We start from the raw sequence: 12798 nt of genomic DNA on the forward strand, positions 1-12798 counted from the left end.
ACGTCATCCCGGCGAACGCCGGGATCCACATTCAGTGCACCCGCGAACTCATCTCCCGCAGGTACCCGTACCACTGCTCCTGCACGCGAGCGACCGGCCCGATCTCCGCCTCGAACGCCTCGACGCTGCCGCCTTGCGCCAGCAATCGGCGATACCCCTGCGCGTACTGGCCACCGTTATAGTGGAACAGGAAGTGCGACAGGCTCCAGAACTCGATGTAGTACAGGTTCACGCGCTGACCGATCGGCGGGCCGCTGCCATCGATCACCGCGCGCAGCGAAATGATCCGCCCGTGCGCGATGTCGTCGGCCAGATCGCCGCTCAGTGCCAGGCTCGATAGCCACCAGATCGGATAGGCATTGCCATCGATCGTGCCGGGAACGAGCTTGCCGTCCTCCAGCTTGCTCGCGCCGAAGTACGACGCCAGGCCTTCGTCACTCCAGCGGACGCGCGGGAACCCGGCGAGTTCGCGATTGAGCTGGTGCGTGGCTTCATGGAGCATCCAGTGGTACGGGTTGCGCTCGCCAACGCCGTAGTACGCGTGGCAGACCGGAGTCTGGTAGTAGGCTTCGGCCCAGGGGCTGCTGCGATTGTTCGCCTTGAACTCGGCCTGGTCCCGGTACAGCCGGAGCTTCAGCTTCTGGCCGTCCTCGCGCTGAGCGCGAACTTCCGGGAAGAACGCGCTGTACGCCGCCCGCAGTTGTTCAACCGCATGCATCACCTGCCTGGTCTGCGCGGTGTCGGCCGTGGAGGAGATCGCGTAGTGAGTGCTCTGTAGCGTCGGAGCGAACGTGGCCTGCGGCGTCCGTACTACTCCGCCGCCCAGATGGTCTTTGCGCGGCTCGTCCCGTGGCAACCAATGCACAGCGGCTGCGCCCAGCAATACGCCAGTCAGCACCAGGGCGATCCAGCGGCAGATTTTCAGGACAGCGCCGACGCGTGCTCTCTCCCGGCCAACTTGAGTTCCTGCGCGCATTGGATCCCCCGGTCGCAATGGCAACCAGTCTAGGCCAATGCCCCCGGCATGGGATCCGTGCCGCTATCCTTCCCGCCCATGCCCACCTACATCGCCCTGCTTCGCGCCGTGAATGTCGGCGGTACCGGCAAGCTGCCGATGGCCGATCTGCGCGCCATGTGCGAAGCCGCCGGTTTCAGGAACGTGCGTACCTACATCGCCAGCGGCAATGTCGTGTTCGACACGCCGGGCGCTGCGGGCAAGGCCAAGGCGGCGTTGGAGGCAGCGCTGGAAAGCCATGCCGGCAAGCCGGTCGGCGTCGCGATCCGCACCGCGGCGGAGATGGCGCAGGTACTGGCCGACAATCCCTTCCCCGATGCGGCGCCGAATCGCGCGCTGGCCATTTTCCTCGACGCGGCGCCGCCGGCCGACGCGCTGGTCACCGTGCGCCATCTCAGCGACGAGAAAATCGCGCTGGGCAAGCGTGAGATCTACGTGCATTACGGCGATGGCATGGCCGCGTCGAAGCTGGTGATCCCGGCGGCGAAAGCCGGCACGGCACGCAACCTCAATACCGTGGCGAAACTCGCGCAGATGGCCGCGAAGTAACGGCCATCGGATCCATCACCCCGCGCCCGGGCGCACGTGGAATCCCAGCGCGCCGGCAACGGTCCGCAACGCTTCGTCGTCACGCTGCAGGGTCATGAAACCGGCGTGCGTGTCGTGCCCGGTTTCCCAGGTCCACAGGGTGTAGTGGTGTTCGCGCAGGCGGTCGTAGGCGGTGTTGATCAGCGACGGGACCTCGGCGTCGGACAGGAAGTCCTCGTCGGTCGGATCTTCCACGCCCCATTCGATGCGCAGGTTGAAGCGCGAGGCCAGTTCGTCCAGCACCTCGATCAGACCGGCCGGGTCGCTGTCCTCGACGTGGAAGCCCGACTTCCAGTCGATCACGTCGCGGATCAGTTCCACCGGATCCTCGCCTTCGTCGAGCGAATCGCGACAGGCCTGGAACTGCTGCATCGCCGCGTCTTCGTCGCCGGGATTGATCAGCAGCAGGAGTTGCCACGCCACCGCTTCCAGCGCCGCTTCCTCGTCGATGTCGGCGTCCGCGCTGAATGAACGGGCGAAGTTGTCGTCGGGGTCGTATTCGGTGTGGGTGCTCATGGTGCGCTCCGCCGATTGGCCGGACACACAGGATACGGCGATCGCACACATCGCGCTCTGTCCGGTGACGATCGTGCCTCACGTCGGGTTGTCCACCGGCGGGCTATCTTCCGCATCGGCAAGGCCAGAAGCTTGCCGTCTTCACGTGCAATCGACCGGAGGTGGTGGCATGGCATCGATCCGCAGGGAGATCCAGGTCGCGGTCCCGCCGGCGCAGGCCTGGGATGCGCTGCGCGACGTGGGCCGCATTCATGAGCGGCTGGTGCGCGGCTTCGTCACCCAGTGCGAACTCGACGGCGACGTCCGCGCGATCACCTTCGCCAATGGCATGTCGGTGCGCGAGCGCATCATCGATGTCGACGACGCCGAGCGCCGCGTGGTCTGGTCGGCAATGGGTGACCCGTTCGCCCACCACAACGCCTCGGTGCAGGCCTTCGAGTCCGGCGACGGCGGCACGCGCCTGGTCTGGATCGCCGATCTGCTGCCCGATGCGCTGGAAGAGAAGGTTGCCGGTCTGATCGAGCAGGGCCTCGGGGCGATGAAGCAGACGCTCGAAGGCGTCGCCTAGATCGTGCCAACTAGAACCGGTAGGCGAAGTTCACGCCGTACAGCACCGTCGAGTCGACGTCTTCGTCGATGCGAAGGCCGGTGTCGTCTTCGAAATCGTGGCTGCGGTCGAACTCGTAGCCGACGATCGCGTCGAGCTGCCAGTGCGCAGTGATGGCCCACTGTGCCAGCAGCTGCGCGCGCCAGGCCTCGGTGACGTAGAAGAACTCGGCACCGTCGCGCTCGTCGCTGACCACATGCCAGCGGCCGCCGGCCGGGGCGATGTCGAGGCCGAGGTTGACACGGGGATGCACTTTCCAGTCGACGCGCGTGCGCGGCCAGCCAAGTTCGAGCGTGACCGCGTCGCCATCGCGCAACAGTGCCAGCACGGGATAGGCCCGCTCGTCGCCGAACGAATCGTCATAAGCCGCGCCTGCGCGCCAGCCCCATCCGCCGGAGGGAAGGCGTTCGATGCTGGCATTGCCGTACACCGAGAAGTCGTCACTGCCGCCGCGTGAGAACAGGTCCTTGAACACGTTGGAAGATGCCGCCGCGACCGGAGTGACTCCGATCCGGGCATGGGTGGGCGAGGTGCCGGTCCAGGTCATTGGCAGCTCGAGCCGATGCAGGTCGCGGTCACGCGTGGCCAGGCCGCTGTAGTCGTAATGCGTGTAGGTGTAGTCGGCAGCGACGTCGAAGCTGCCGTCGGCAACGTCGAACTTCGGCGTGCGCAGCAGCAGGCCGTCCTCGCGCCCACCCAGTTCCGCGCCGTCGCCAAGATCCGCATCGGCGAGCGTCACGTGGCTCAGCTCGATCACGGCCTGGGCACGTACTGGGCCACAGGCCAGCGCGGACAGCATCCAGAACGACAGGCCGATGTATCGGAACCGGGCCATGCGGGCCTCCGAAACAACAACGTGGTAGTGACAAGAATAACGCTTGCGGCGACCTGCTCCGGCGCACATTCAGACGAATCTGATGGGGTTGCGGCGTCCACTGGGTTCAACTTCTCGTCCAGTCAGATGTGTTGTTGCAGTCATGGGCGAGCGGGAACGTTTCTTCGACGCGCTGTGCGGCTTCAACGGGTTCATGCCGGTGCCGCTGATCAGCAAGCATGTCGACCTGATCCGCGAAATCCGCTTCGACTGGATGCCTACCGCTACCGGCGCCCCCTGCGTCAATCCGGTCACACCGCTGCATCTGGACGAAGACGGATTTGCGTCCTTGCGGCGCATGACCTCATTGCCAGACGAAGGCGAACGTTTGCGGGCTTTCCTGGAGGCTGCGTTCGCGCTGCCGGAATTCATCGAGAAGGCCAGCCTCGCGCCCGGCGACTACTACCTGCCGCGCGACATCGCCGAGTTCCTCGATGCCCCGGGTTCCGGGATGCAAGGCGATTTCTTCCGCCTCATCCCGGAGCACCTGAAGCTGCTCAAGGCCGCCTCCTGGCGCACGCGCCAGGTGTTTTCGCCATTGCCCTACATCGCCCCGCGGCGCCCGTACGGCGACTTCACCGATGTCCCCATGGATGCGGCGCTGGTGCTGGGCTGGCGCAGCAGCTACAGCGACCTCTACACCGAGCCGCTGATGCCGCTGAGCCGGGACGAGCGAGCGCAGCTGGCTGAATTGCACTACCAGACCCTTCCGGCGATCCACGCCTTCGTTCGTTACGCGCAGGTCTGACCACGGGCCGGGGGCGGCCCCCTTGAACTTGATATGATCGACGTCATATAACGCACCATGCGTTATGACGCCGACCACAAGCTTCAGACCCGCCAGCGCGTCCTGAGGGCCGCCGCACGCGCCATCCACAGCGACGGCCCGGCCGGGGTCGGCGTCGCCGGCGTCATGCGCGAGGCCGGCCTGACCCACGGCGGCTTCTACGCCCACTTCCAGTCGAAGGACGAGCTGGTCGCCGCCGCGATCACGCAGATGTTCGAAGACTCCATCGCGCACTGGCGCCGGGCGCACGACGGCAAGGGCGATGCGGACGGTCTGGCCGCCTATTTGCGTGTCTATCTGTCTGCGGCGCATCGTGATGCGCCGGGGCAGGGCTGCCCGATCGCGGCCCTGTCCGGCGAGATACCGCGGCTGGATGTCGCCGCCCGCGACGCATTCAGCGCAGGCTCGCGCCGGTTGCAGGACGCATTGGCGGCCGCGCTTGAACGCCTCGGTCACGACGACGCGCCAGCACTGGCTGCATCGGTGCTGGCCGAGATGGTCGGCACCCTGGCAATGGCCCGTTGCGAAAGCGATCGCGCCCGCTCCGATGCCCTGCTGGCGTCATCGCGCCGACAACTGGGCCAACGCCTCAACCTGGAGATCGATGCATGAGCATGGTCGATGAAATCGGCGCCGGCCTCGACGGCCTGTCGCAGCTGCGCGCGCTGATTGCGTCCGGCCGCAAGCCGGGAATCCTGCACTCGCTGGACTTCGACTTCATCGAGGTCGAGCCCGGGCGAGCGGTGTTCGCCGGCACGCCCGGCGACCACGCCTACAACCCGATCGGCATGGTCCATGGCGGCTACGCCGCGACCCTGCTCGATTCCGCCTGCGGCTGCGCCGTGCATTCGCAGCTGAGCGCACAGCAGGCCTACACCACGCTTGAACTCAAGGTCGCGTATCACAAGGCGGTGACGCGCGATTCCGGCTTGCTGCGCGCCGAAGGCAAGGTCGTCTCGATCGGCCGCCGCGCCGCGTTCGCCGAAGCACGCCTGACCGGTGCCGACGGTCGGCTCTATGCCACTGCCACTTCCACCCTGCTGGTGATCGATCGACCCACCCCTGCTGCGTAGGAGCGAGCTTGCTCGCGATCAGGCCTTTCCGCCGCTGTTATCGCGAGCAAGCTCGCTCCTACGCCCCCCCAACGAGTTGTCCATGTCCCCTGCCCACGACCCCATCGTCATCGTCTCCGCCGTCCGCACGCCGCTGGGACGTTTCCTCGGCGACCTGTCGCCCGTGACCGCGCCGCAACTGGGTGCGCACGCCATTTCCGCGGCGCTCGATCGCGCCGGCCTCGCACCCGAACGCATCGACGAAGTGCTCATGGGCTGCGTACTGCCGGCAGGACAAGGCCAGGCTCCGGCGCGGCAGGCCGCACGCGCGGCCGGCTTGCCCGATGCCGTCGGCGCGACCACCGTCAACAAGGTCTGCGGCTCCGGCATGAAGGCGACGATGATCGCCCACGACCTGCTGCTTGCCGGGTCTGTCGACCTGGTCGTTGCCGGCGGGATGGAATCGATGTCGAACGCACCGTACCTGCTGTCGAAGGCGCGCAGCGGCTATCGCGTCGGCCACGACCGCATCTTCGACCACATGATGCTCGACGGCCTCGAGGACGCTTACGAACCCGGCCGCGCGATGGGCGAGTTCGGCGAAGTCGCCGTCGCCAAGTACGGTTTCAGCCGCGCCGACCAGGATGCGTACGCGGTCGAAACCCTGACCCGCGCCCGCAGCGCGATCGAAAGCGGCGCATTTGCCGCAGAGATCGTTCCGGTGCCCGTGCCGGTCAAAGGCGGCGAGCGCATCGTCGATACAGACGAGCATCCGCTGAAGGTGTCACCGGAAAAGATTCCGTCGCTCAAGCCCGCCTTCGCCAGCGACGGCACCATCACCGCTGCCAGCGCATCGGCCAACGCCGACGGCGCCGCTGCACTGGTGCTGACGCGCAAGTCGCTGGCGCAGCGCGAGGGCTTGCCGATCCTCGCCGAGATCCGCGCCCATGCCACGCACAGCCAGGCGCCGGCCTGGTACACCACCGCGCCGATCCCGGCGATCAGCAAGCTGCTCGACAAGGTCGGCTGGAGCGTCGACGACGTCGACCTGTTCGAGATCAACGAGGCCTTTGCCGTGGTGGCGATGGCCGCGGCACAGGACCTGGGCATCGACCGTGACCGCCTCAACGTCAATGGCGGCGCCTGTGCACTGGGGCATCCCATCGGTGCCACCGGCGCGCGCCTGATCGTCACCCTGCTGCATGCGCTGCAGCGCCGCGGTCTTTCCCGCGGCGTCGCGGCGCTGTGCATCGGCGGCGGCGAAGCCACCGCCATCGCCATCGAACGTCCGCAGTAACCGTCACTCCCCGACGCGACACTCCCGCAACACTCCCCCACAGAGGTGCTCGATGGACATCAAGAATGCCGTTGTATTGGTTACCGGCGCCAACCGCGGTCTCGGCCGCGCGCTGGTCGAGGCGCTCAAGCAGGCCGGCGCCGCCAGGATCTATGCGGCCGCGCGCAATCCCGCCGCGATCGACCAGCAAGGCGTCACCGCGATCGCGCTGGACGTGACATCGCCTGACAGTATCGCCGCGGCTGCCAAGGCCTGTCCTGACGTCAACGTGGTGATCAACAACGCCGGCATCGCCCGCGGTGGCGTGCTGCTGTCGGACACCGGCGAGCAGACGGCGCGCGAGGAAATGGACACCAACTTCTGGGGCCCCTGGCGGGTCACGCAGGCCTTCGCGCCGACGCTGGCGCGCAACGGCGGCGGCGCGCTGGTGAACGTGCTGTCGGTGCTGAGCTGGATCAGCCTGCCGGGCACGGCGACCTACTGCATCTCGAAAGCCGCGGCCTGGTCGCTCACCAACGGCCTGCGCAATGAACTGCGCGGGCAGGGCACGCAGGTGGTCGGCGTCCATTTGGGACTGATGGACACCGACATGACCGCCGGCTTCGACGCACCGAAGATCGCGCCGAAGGACGTCGCCGAGCAGATCGTGCGCGCGCTGCAGGACGGCAGCGTGGAAGTCCTGGCCGACGACACCAGCCGCCAGGTCAAGGGCAGCCTGTCCTCGCCGCAGGCGGCGTACCTGTCGGCCGGCAGCGAATAAGCGGCAACGCGCTGGCTGGAGACCTTCCGTCTCCAGCCAGCTTCAGTTGCGGCCGTAGAAATCCGACCAGCGTCCTATGCGGAACACGAACCGCATGAGGAACGCGAGCGATGCCCAGCAGGCCATCGCGAACGCGGGCACCGCGACGACGGTGCCCATCACGACGTGGACGGCGCTGCCCTGGTACTCGAGCACGTCCAGTCGGCCGAACCGGCCCGGCTGGGCACTCGCATAGGCCACCTGCACGGTCGGGTCGTCCGTGGCGAAGCTGGCGGAGTAGGCCGTCCCGTCGACGCTGAAGGTATAGAGGTCCTGATCCATCCGTGCCGTTGGCAGGAGGCGATCCAGCGCGGTGTCGGCCTTGGCCGGAACCGCGACGGCGACGCCGTGATCTTCGAGGATCGCCCTGGCATGCCGGTACTCGCGCAGAACACCCTGCACCGTATGCACCGACGCCATGAAGAAGATCAGCAGGAACAAGTGGCGCGCGACGGTGGTGACCGCGGCGTATCCGTCTTCTGAAAGTTCGATCCGCGGCATGCGTTCAAGCAGGTCGAGAATCAGGCTGCGCAGCCGACGGGAGTGTCGCTGCGTGGGCTCTCCCCGTCCGTGGGTCATCGAGCGTACGTCCGTGTTTGGCTGCGGCCGATCGTTGCACGGCGGCATTCGCGCGCAGCGACGAAAGCGGCCTGTCGCGGCCATGACCTACGACGATGTCCGCACAATTCCTACCGCTGTCATCCCGGACGCAGCGAGGGATCCGCCCGATCCCCCGCTGCGGCCCGCAAATCCGCTTACGGCAGCGGCAGCGGCGTGCCCTGGTCGGCAATGGCCAGCCAGCGGTGGCCGTCATGGCTGTAGGTCACGCCGGTCAGCGCGCGCTGGCGAAAGCCGATGCGCGGGATCTCGTACATCGTCTCGTACAGGATGAAGGCCGAGTTGCAGCCATCGACCACGCGGTATTTCTCGGTCCAGGTCCACACCGCTTCGCGGCCGGCGAAGTGGCTGGCCAGCGCGGCCATGATCGCGTCGATGCCATAGCGCACCGCGCCGCTGCCGAAGATGGTGACCGCACGATCGTCGTGGACGGCGCGGAAGGTCGCTTCGTCGTAGTCGCGGAAGGATTCCATGTCCATACGCTGGGCCAGTTCGAACTGGCGGGCGCAGCCGCGGGCATTGCCGTGGCCGCCGGCCAGCACGGCCGGTGCCAGCGAAAGGGCCACCAGGGCCAGGACGGCCGAAGCCAGGGGACGCAGGGAACGGGTATTCATCGTCGACCTCTCCATGGGTTGGGGGGAGCGCGGTCGACGATAGGAGCGCAGGCGGACCCATGCGAGAGCCAATAACGGCCATGTCGGCAGGGCCAATAGGCCGCCAGGAGGGCGACGCTGCGTGCCCGTTTTGGAGTCCGGACTCGGCCCCGATCCGCATACTCTCGACCAAGGCATCCAGCCACAGGAGCGCACGCATGACGATTCTCGTGACCGGGAGCGCCGGCCACCTCGGCGAAGCCCTGATGCGCAAACTGCGCGCGGCCGGCCGACCTGCCGTCGGTATCGACATCAAGCCCTCGCCGTTCACCGACCACGTTGGTTCGATCAACGATCGCGACTTCATCCGCCGGCGCATGCCGCACGTGCAGGCGATCATCCATACCGCCACGCTGCACAAGCCGCACGTGGCCACCCACCCGCACCAGGACTTCATCGACACCAACATCAGCGGCACGCTGGTGCTGCTGGAAGAGGCCGTGGCCGCGGGTGTCGCCTCGTTCGTGTTCACCAGCACCACCAGCACCTTCGGCGCGGCGTTGACGCCGGCGCCGGGATTGCCGGCGGCGTGGATCACCGAGGACGTCGCGCCGATCCCGAAGAACATCTACGGCGTGACCAAGCTGTCGGCCGAGCACCTGTGCCAGCTGTTCTTCCGCAAGCGGCGCCTGCCGGTGGTCGTGCTGCGTACTTCGCGCTTCTTCCCTGAGCCCGACGACAGCATCGACATGCGCAGCGGCTATGTCACCGCCAATGCCCAGGCCAACGAACTGCTGTATCGCAGGCTCGACATCGAGGACGCTGTCGACGCGCACCTGCTCGCGGTCGAACGTGCACCCGAGATCGGCTTCGGTCGCTACATCGTCTCGGCGACCACGCCTTTCAGCGAAGCCGACCTGGACGAGCTCCGGCGCGATGCACCCGCCGTGGTCCATCGACTGTTCCCCGAAGCGGCATCGTTGTACGCGGCACGGGGCTGGCGGATGTTCCCGCAACTCGATCGCGTCTACGTGAATTCGCGGGCGCGGTCAGAGCTGGGTTGGGAGCCGGGCTACGACTTCCGCGGCGTGCTCGCGGCGCTGGGCGGCGGCGGCGAGTTCCGCAGCGCGCTGGCCGAAGCGGTCGGCAGCAAGGGTTATCACGACACGGTCTTTGCCGACGGACCGTATCCCGTGAGCGGCTGAGGCCGCACCGCAGGCCTCTCCCGCAATCGGGAGAGGCCCGCGGAGGAACGAATCAACGGCCGCGTTCGATCTTGAACGCACCCACATCCACGCCAAGGTTGATGCCTTCGCCGCCGCCGGCCAATGCCAGCGAGACCGGGCCCTTGGTCAGTACCTGCGCTTCGCCGGACTTGACGATGCCGGCATTGGCGCTGGCCTGGACATAGCGGCCGAGCACGTCGTTGATGCTGTGCACGTCGGTGAAGCGACCCTTGCCGTTGTCGATCTGCCATTTGCCAGCGGTCAGGCCGACGGCCTTGGCGCTGACGTGCACCGGGATCGACTGACCGTTGTCGCAGGTGACGGTGCCCTTGCCGGAGGTCTGCTTGTAGATGAACGACCAGCCGTCGAGCTTGTAGGTGAGCTTGCAGTCGATGTCGGCGGCGCGTGCCGCGGTCGGCGACGCCATGCCGACGACGATCGCGCAAGTGGCGGCGAATGCTGCTAGTGGCTTCGTGCGCATGCAGGACCTCCATGGGGCTGTTCCTGCCTCGAGTCTCCACTGCATGCATGAACGCCGGGGAACCCGCGCTGGCAGCCTTCAGCGCACGGTCGCGGAAGTGCTGGCGGCGTGAATGCCGCACATGAAAAAGGGCGGCACAGGGCCGCCCGTCTTCATTGCCGCAGGAAGCGTCACTTCCTGGGATTGATCGACACCGCCGCCGCTTCGGTGAAGGCGATGCGCAGCATGTCGCCGACCTTCAGCGTCTTCAGCCGCGCCTGGTGCTCGGGCTTCTTGACGTCGAGCGTGACCACGTTGCCGCGCGGACCTTTCACTGTGATCGTGTTGTTGACCGTGTCGATCGCCTCGATCGGCGCCAGCACCGTGACTACCTCCGCCTTGCCATAGCGCGGCTTCTCGCCGGTCTTGGCGACGTCCTGGTTTTCCTTGATGTAGGCGCCCGGCTCGGCGCTGCCGGCCGGCTGGATGTCGATGGTCACCGCGTTGACGTAGTCGATCTGGACCACGTCGCCGACGCGGACCTGGTCGAAGTTGCGCACGGTGTCGTCGGCATGCACTTCGACCTGCTTGCCGTCTTCGCCCTCGATGGTCACCAGGCGCGAGGGCGTGTCGATGTTCACGATCTTGCCGGTGGCTTGCACGCTCATCGCGACCGTCTCGCTCGGACCGGTGTCGGCCGGGGCGGTGGTCGAGCAGGCCGTGGCCAGCGCCAAGGTCAGGGAAAGCGCCAGAACGGAGGGAAGGGTGCGCGACAGGGAGGATGTCTTCACTACGGTCTCCATTGATTGCTTCGACGATGCGATCCGCAGGAACGCTGCCGGACAGCGTGAGGGGACGCCCGTGGCGTGGCGGCGACCGGATGGGCCGGTCGGCGATTGCCGTGCTGGAGGGCGCCCCGATTCAGTCTGCGCAGGGGGAAGTGAAGGCGGGGTATGCCCGCGACCTCTGGATGCCGGGGAGCCGTGCCAGTCCCGGAAAACAAAAAGCCCCGCCGGGGCGGGGCTTCTTGCGCGTGCAGGTGGACCGGCGTATCAGTGGTGCAGCAGCACGTCGGCGATGATGCCGGTGGCCACTGCGATCAGCACGTACTTGCCGTCGTCGCTGCGCACCCAGCGGTGGCCGCGCGGCGGCTCGTGCAGGTGGTAGCGCGGGTAGTCGTCGACGTAGACGCGACGCTCGACGTAGACCACGCCACGGCGGTATTCCTGCTTGTGGTGGCCCTTGTGCTTGCCAGGGTGGTGGTCGTGGTGGTCGTCACGATGGTCACGGTCGTGATCGTCATGGTGGTGGTGGTCGTTGCCGTGCTTGTTCTTGCCATAGGCGGAAGCCGCCACGGGCGCCAGGAACACGAAACCGATAATCAGGACAGACAGCAGACGCTTCATGGGTTCCCCTGTGGATTGCCGTTGCACTTGTGAGTGCCGGTGCGCTGCGATCCTACGTCGGCGTGGGCGGCAGAAAGGCCTTCCATTCACAAACCATGACCGCCGTCGCTGTTTGCAGGCGATTGCCTTCATATGGCCTTTAGGTAAGCGCTTTCACTGCCCGTAAAAGCCGGGGCGGCGGACAGGGCCCAGTCCGCACGCCGCCCCGCTGTCTCCCTGACGAGGAGGCGGCCAGTGTCGGCGGTGGCCGTCGCACCGGACGAGACGGCTGGCCTGAGCCCGGTACTACCCGCACTCTCCCTGGCGCGAACGTCGCGCCTGTCCCTCCCCCGCAAATGGGGGGGCGGGGTTTCAGGCGCCTACGCGCTCGCGTACCGCTTCCATGTCGCGCACCGGGCGCACTTCGATCGAGCCCACGCGGATCCACGGGAACGAGTGGGCGATCTCGAGTGCTTCCTCGATGTCCCTGGCTTCGATCAGGTTGAAGCCGGCGAACACTTCCTTGGCCTCGGCGAAGGGGCCGTCGAAAATCGTCGTGTTGCCGTTGCGCGCGCGCAACGACTTGGCCGTGACGGGCGCCTCCAGCTGCTGCGCATCGAGCAGCGTGCCGCGGGCGCGCAATTCGTCGGCCTTGTGCAGGCAGCCGCGCATCATGCGGTCGAATTCGCCCTCGGGCAGTGCATCCATCAGCTTGGGGTCGGTGTACACCATCAGCAGAAACTTCACTGGGGCCTCCTGGCAGGGGGTTGGATCATAGGAACCGGCATTGTGGCCGATCGTGGTGCGGTCTCATGTGCCAAAGGCGACAGACGAGGTGACAAAGAGCCATTCGCCCGCTCACGGGATGATTCTTCCCCGGATCAGTGACTTATCGCGGCAGCGGTCCCTCCGTACTCTGTACGCACCCCCCGCTGACCGAGCGCCCCCCATGTCGACGCCCGCCAACGCCCGCCCCGCCTT

General features: G+C 66.9%; 17 protein-coding genes. 8 read left to right on the plus strand and 9 right to left on the minus strand.

From position 1 onward, the window contains the following. Positions 1–31: 31 nt before the first annotated feature. Positions 32–898, minus strand: a complete 867-nt coding sequence (locus AC3A3Q_RS09925; protein WP_487586102.1) for a DUF1570 domain-containing protein — start codon at positions 896–898, stop codon at positions 32–34. Between the two features lie 156 nt (positions 899–1054). On the opposite strand from AC3A3Q_RS09925, the gene AC3A3Q_RS09930 reads away from it, so the two are divergent. Then, positions 1055–1564: a DUF1697 domain-containing protein gene (locus AC3A3Q_RS09930; protein WP_487586103.1), complete on the plus strand. Its 510-nt coding sequence runs from the start codon at positions 1055–1057 to the stop codon at positions 1562–1564. A 15-nt stretch (positions 1565–1579) separates the two neighbouring features. On the opposite strand, the gene AC3A3Q_RS09935 is transcribed toward AC3A3Q_RS09930, so the two are convergent. Next, on the minus strand, positions 1580–2119 hold the full coding sequence (locus AC3A3Q_RS09935; protein WP_487586104.1) for a DUF6630 family protein: 540 nt from the start codon (positions 2117–2119) through the stop codon (positions 1580–1582). 169 nt (positions 2120–2288) lie between these two features. Here AC3A3Q_RS09935 and AC3A3Q_RS09940 point away from each other — a divergent pair, with 169 nt between their 5' ends. After that, positions 2289–2687: an SRPBCC family protein gene (locus AC3A3Q_RS09940; RefSeq protein WP_487586105.1), complete on the plus strand. Its 399-nt coding sequence runs from the start codon at positions 2289–2291 to the stop codon at positions 2685–2687. Positions 2688–2697: 10 nt separating this feature from the next. Here the strand turns inward: AC3A3Q_RS09940 and AC3A3Q_RS09945 are convergent, their stop codons facing one another. After that, positions 2698–3561, minus strand: a complete 864-nt coding sequence (locus AC3A3Q_RS09945) for a hypothetical protein (RefSeq protein WP_487586106.1) — start codon at positions 3559–3561, stop codon at positions 2698–2700. A gap of 43 nt (positions 3562–3604) precedes the next feature. On the opposite strand from AC3A3Q_RS09945, the gene AC3A3Q_RS09950 reads away from it, so the two are divergent. The 5 genes from AC3A3Q_RS09950 (at position 3605) to AC3A3Q_RS09970 (ending at position 7496) form a co-directional block, all read left to right on the plus strand. Continuing rightward, positions 3605–4348, plus strand: coding sequence for a hypothetical protein (locus tag AC3A3Q_RS09950; protein WP_487586107.1), 744 nt, complete (start codon positions 3605–3607; stop codon positions 4346–4348). 57 nt (positions 4349–4405) lie between these two features. Continuing rightward, positions 4406–4999, plus strand: coding sequence for a TetR/AcrR family transcriptional regulator (locus tag AC3A3Q_RS09955; RefSeq protein ID WP_487586108.1), 594 nt, complete (start codon positions 4406–4408; stop codon positions 4997–4999). Continuing rightward, a complete protein-coding gene (locus tag AC3A3Q_RS09960) occupies positions 4996–5460 on the plus strand; it encodes a PaaI family thioesterase (protein ID WP_487586109.1) in 465 nt (154 codons plus the stop codon). The genes AC3A3Q_RS09955 and AC3A3Q_RS09960 overlap by 4 nt, the downstream gene beginning before the upstream one ends. Before the next feature lie 82 nt (positions 5461–5542). Then, entirely contained in the window at positions 5543–6736 is a 1194-nt protein-coding gene (locus AC3A3Q_RS09965) for an acetyl-CoA C-acyltransferase (protein WP_487586110.1), read from the plus strand. A gap of 52 nt (positions 6737–6788) precedes the next feature. Then, positions 6789–7496: an SDR family oxidoreductase gene (locus AC3A3Q_RS09970; protein ID WP_487586111.1), complete on the plus strand. Its 708-nt coding sequence runs from the start codon at positions 6789–6791 to the stop codon at positions 7494–7496. Positions 7497–7538: 42 nt separating this feature from the next. Here the strand turns inward: AC3A3Q_RS09970 and AC3A3Q_RS09975 are convergent, their stop codons facing one another. Together AC3A3Q_RS09975 and AC3A3Q_RS09980 are read right to left on the minus strand one after the other, a co-directional pair. Then, positions 7539–8114: a hypothetical protein gene (locus AC3A3Q_RS09975; RefSeq protein ID WP_487586112.1), complete on the minus strand. Its 576-nt coding sequence runs from the start codon at positions 8112–8114 to the stop codon at positions 7539–7541. A 176-nt stretch (positions 8115–8290) separates the two neighbouring features. Next, positions 8291–8767 carry a hypothetical protein gene (locus AC3A3Q_RS09980; RefSeq protein WP_487586113.1) on the minus strand — a complete coding sequence of 159 codons (477 nt, stop codon included), beginning with the start codon at positions 8765–8767 and terminating at the stop codon, positions 8291–8293. A gap of 197 nt (positions 8768–8964) precedes the next feature. Between AC3A3Q_RS09980 and AC3A3Q_RS09985 the strand changes: the two genes are divergently transcribed. Beyond that, positions 8965–9951: an NAD-dependent epimerase/dehydratase family protein gene (locus AC3A3Q_RS09985; protein WP_487586114.1), complete on the plus strand. Its 987-nt coding sequence runs from the start codon at positions 8965–8967 to the stop codon at positions 9949–9951. Positions 9952–10003: 52 nt separating this feature from the next. Here AC3A3Q_RS09985 and AC3A3Q_RS09990 read toward each other — a convergent pair whose 3' ends face one another. From AC3A3Q_RS09990 to AC3A3Q_RS10005, 4 genes are all read right to left on the minus strand, one after another. Next, positions 10004–10453, minus strand: a complete 450-nt coding sequence (locus AC3A3Q_RS09990; RefSeq protein ID WP_487586115.1) for a hypothetical protein — start codon at positions 10451–10453, stop codon at positions 10004–10006. A gap of 170 nt (positions 10454–10623) precedes the next feature. Beyond that, positions 10624–11223: a hypothetical protein gene (locus AC3A3Q_RS09995; RefSeq protein ID WP_487586116.1), complete on the minus strand. Its 600-nt coding sequence runs from the start codon at positions 11221–11223 to the stop codon at positions 10624–10626. A 261-nt stretch (positions 11224–11484) separates the two neighbouring features. Then, entirely contained in the window at positions 11485–11838 is a 354-nt protein-coding gene (locus AC3A3Q_RS10000) for an RcnB family protein (protein WP_487586117.1), read from the minus strand. A gap of 351 nt (positions 11839–12189) precedes the next feature. Next, positions 12190–12564: a YciI family protein gene (locus tag AC3A3Q_RS10005; protein ID WP_487586118.1), complete on the minus strand. Its 375-nt coding sequence runs from the start codon at positions 12562–12564 to the stop codon at positions 12190–12192. Positions 12565–12798: the final 234 nt, after the last annotated feature.

The organism is Lysobacter sp. Soil_C_59 (assembly GCF_057656415.1).

What these genes read in the sequence shown, in the direction of transcription:
- AC3A3Q_RS09930 (WP_487586103.1), top strand. Translation starts at nt 1,055, where the DNA reads ATGCCCACCTACATCGCCCTGCTTCGCGCCGTGAATGTCGGCGGTACC.
- AC3A3Q_RS09935 (WP_487586104.1), bottom strand. Translation starts at nt 2,119, where the DNA reads ATGAGCACCCACACCGAATACGACCCCGACGACAACTTCGCCCGTTCA.
- AC3A3Q_RS09940 (WP_487586105.1), top strand. Translation starts at nt 2,289, where the DNA reads ATGGCATCGATCCGCAGGGAGATCCAGGTCGCGGTCCCGCCGGCGCAG.
- AC3A3Q_RS09945 (WP_487586106.1), bottom strand. Translation starts at nt 3,561, where the DNA reads ATGGCCCGGTTCCGATACATCGGCCTGTCGTTCTGGATGCTGTCCGCG.
- AC3A3Q_RS09955 (WP_487586108.1), top strand. Translation starts at nt 4,406, where the DNA reads ATGCGTTATGACGCCGACCACAAGCTTCAGACCCGCCAGCGCGTCCTG.
- AC3A3Q_RS09960 (WP_487586109.1), top strand. Translation starts at nt 4,996, where the DNA reads ATGAGCATGGTCGATGAAATCGGCGCCGGCCTCGACGGCCTGTCGCAG.
- AC3A3Q_RS09965 (WP_487586110.1), top strand. Translation starts at nt 5,543, where the DNA reads ATGTCCCCTGCCCACGACCCCATCGTCATCGTCTCCGCCGTCCGCACG.
- AC3A3Q_RS09970 (WP_487586111.1), top strand. Translation starts at nt 6,789, where the DNA reads ATGGACATCAAGAATGCCGTTGTATTGGTTACCGGCGCCAACCGCGGT.
- AC3A3Q_RS09975 (WP_487586112.1), bottom strand. Translation starts at nt 8,114, where the DNA reads ATGACCCACGGACGGGGAGAGCCCACGCAGCGACACTCCCGTCGGCTG.
- AC3A3Q_RS09980 (WP_487586113.1), bottom strand. Translation starts at nt 8,767, where the DNA reads ATGAATACCCGTTCCCTGCGTCCCCTGGCTTCGGCCGTCCTGGCCCTG.
- AC3A3Q_RS09985 (WP_487586114.1), top strand. Translation starts at nt 8,965, where the DNA reads ATGACGATTCTCGTGACCGGGAGCGCCGGCCACCTCGGCGAAGCCCTG.
- AC3A3Q_RS09990 (WP_487586115.1), bottom strand. Translation starts at nt 10,453, where the DNA reads ATGCGCACGAAGCCACTAGCAGCATTCGCCGCCACTTGCGCGATCGTC.
- AC3A3Q_RS10000 (WP_487586117.1), bottom strand. Translation starts at nt 11,838, where the DNA reads ATGAAGCGTCTGCTGTCTGTCCTGATTATCGGTTTCGTGTTCCTGGCG.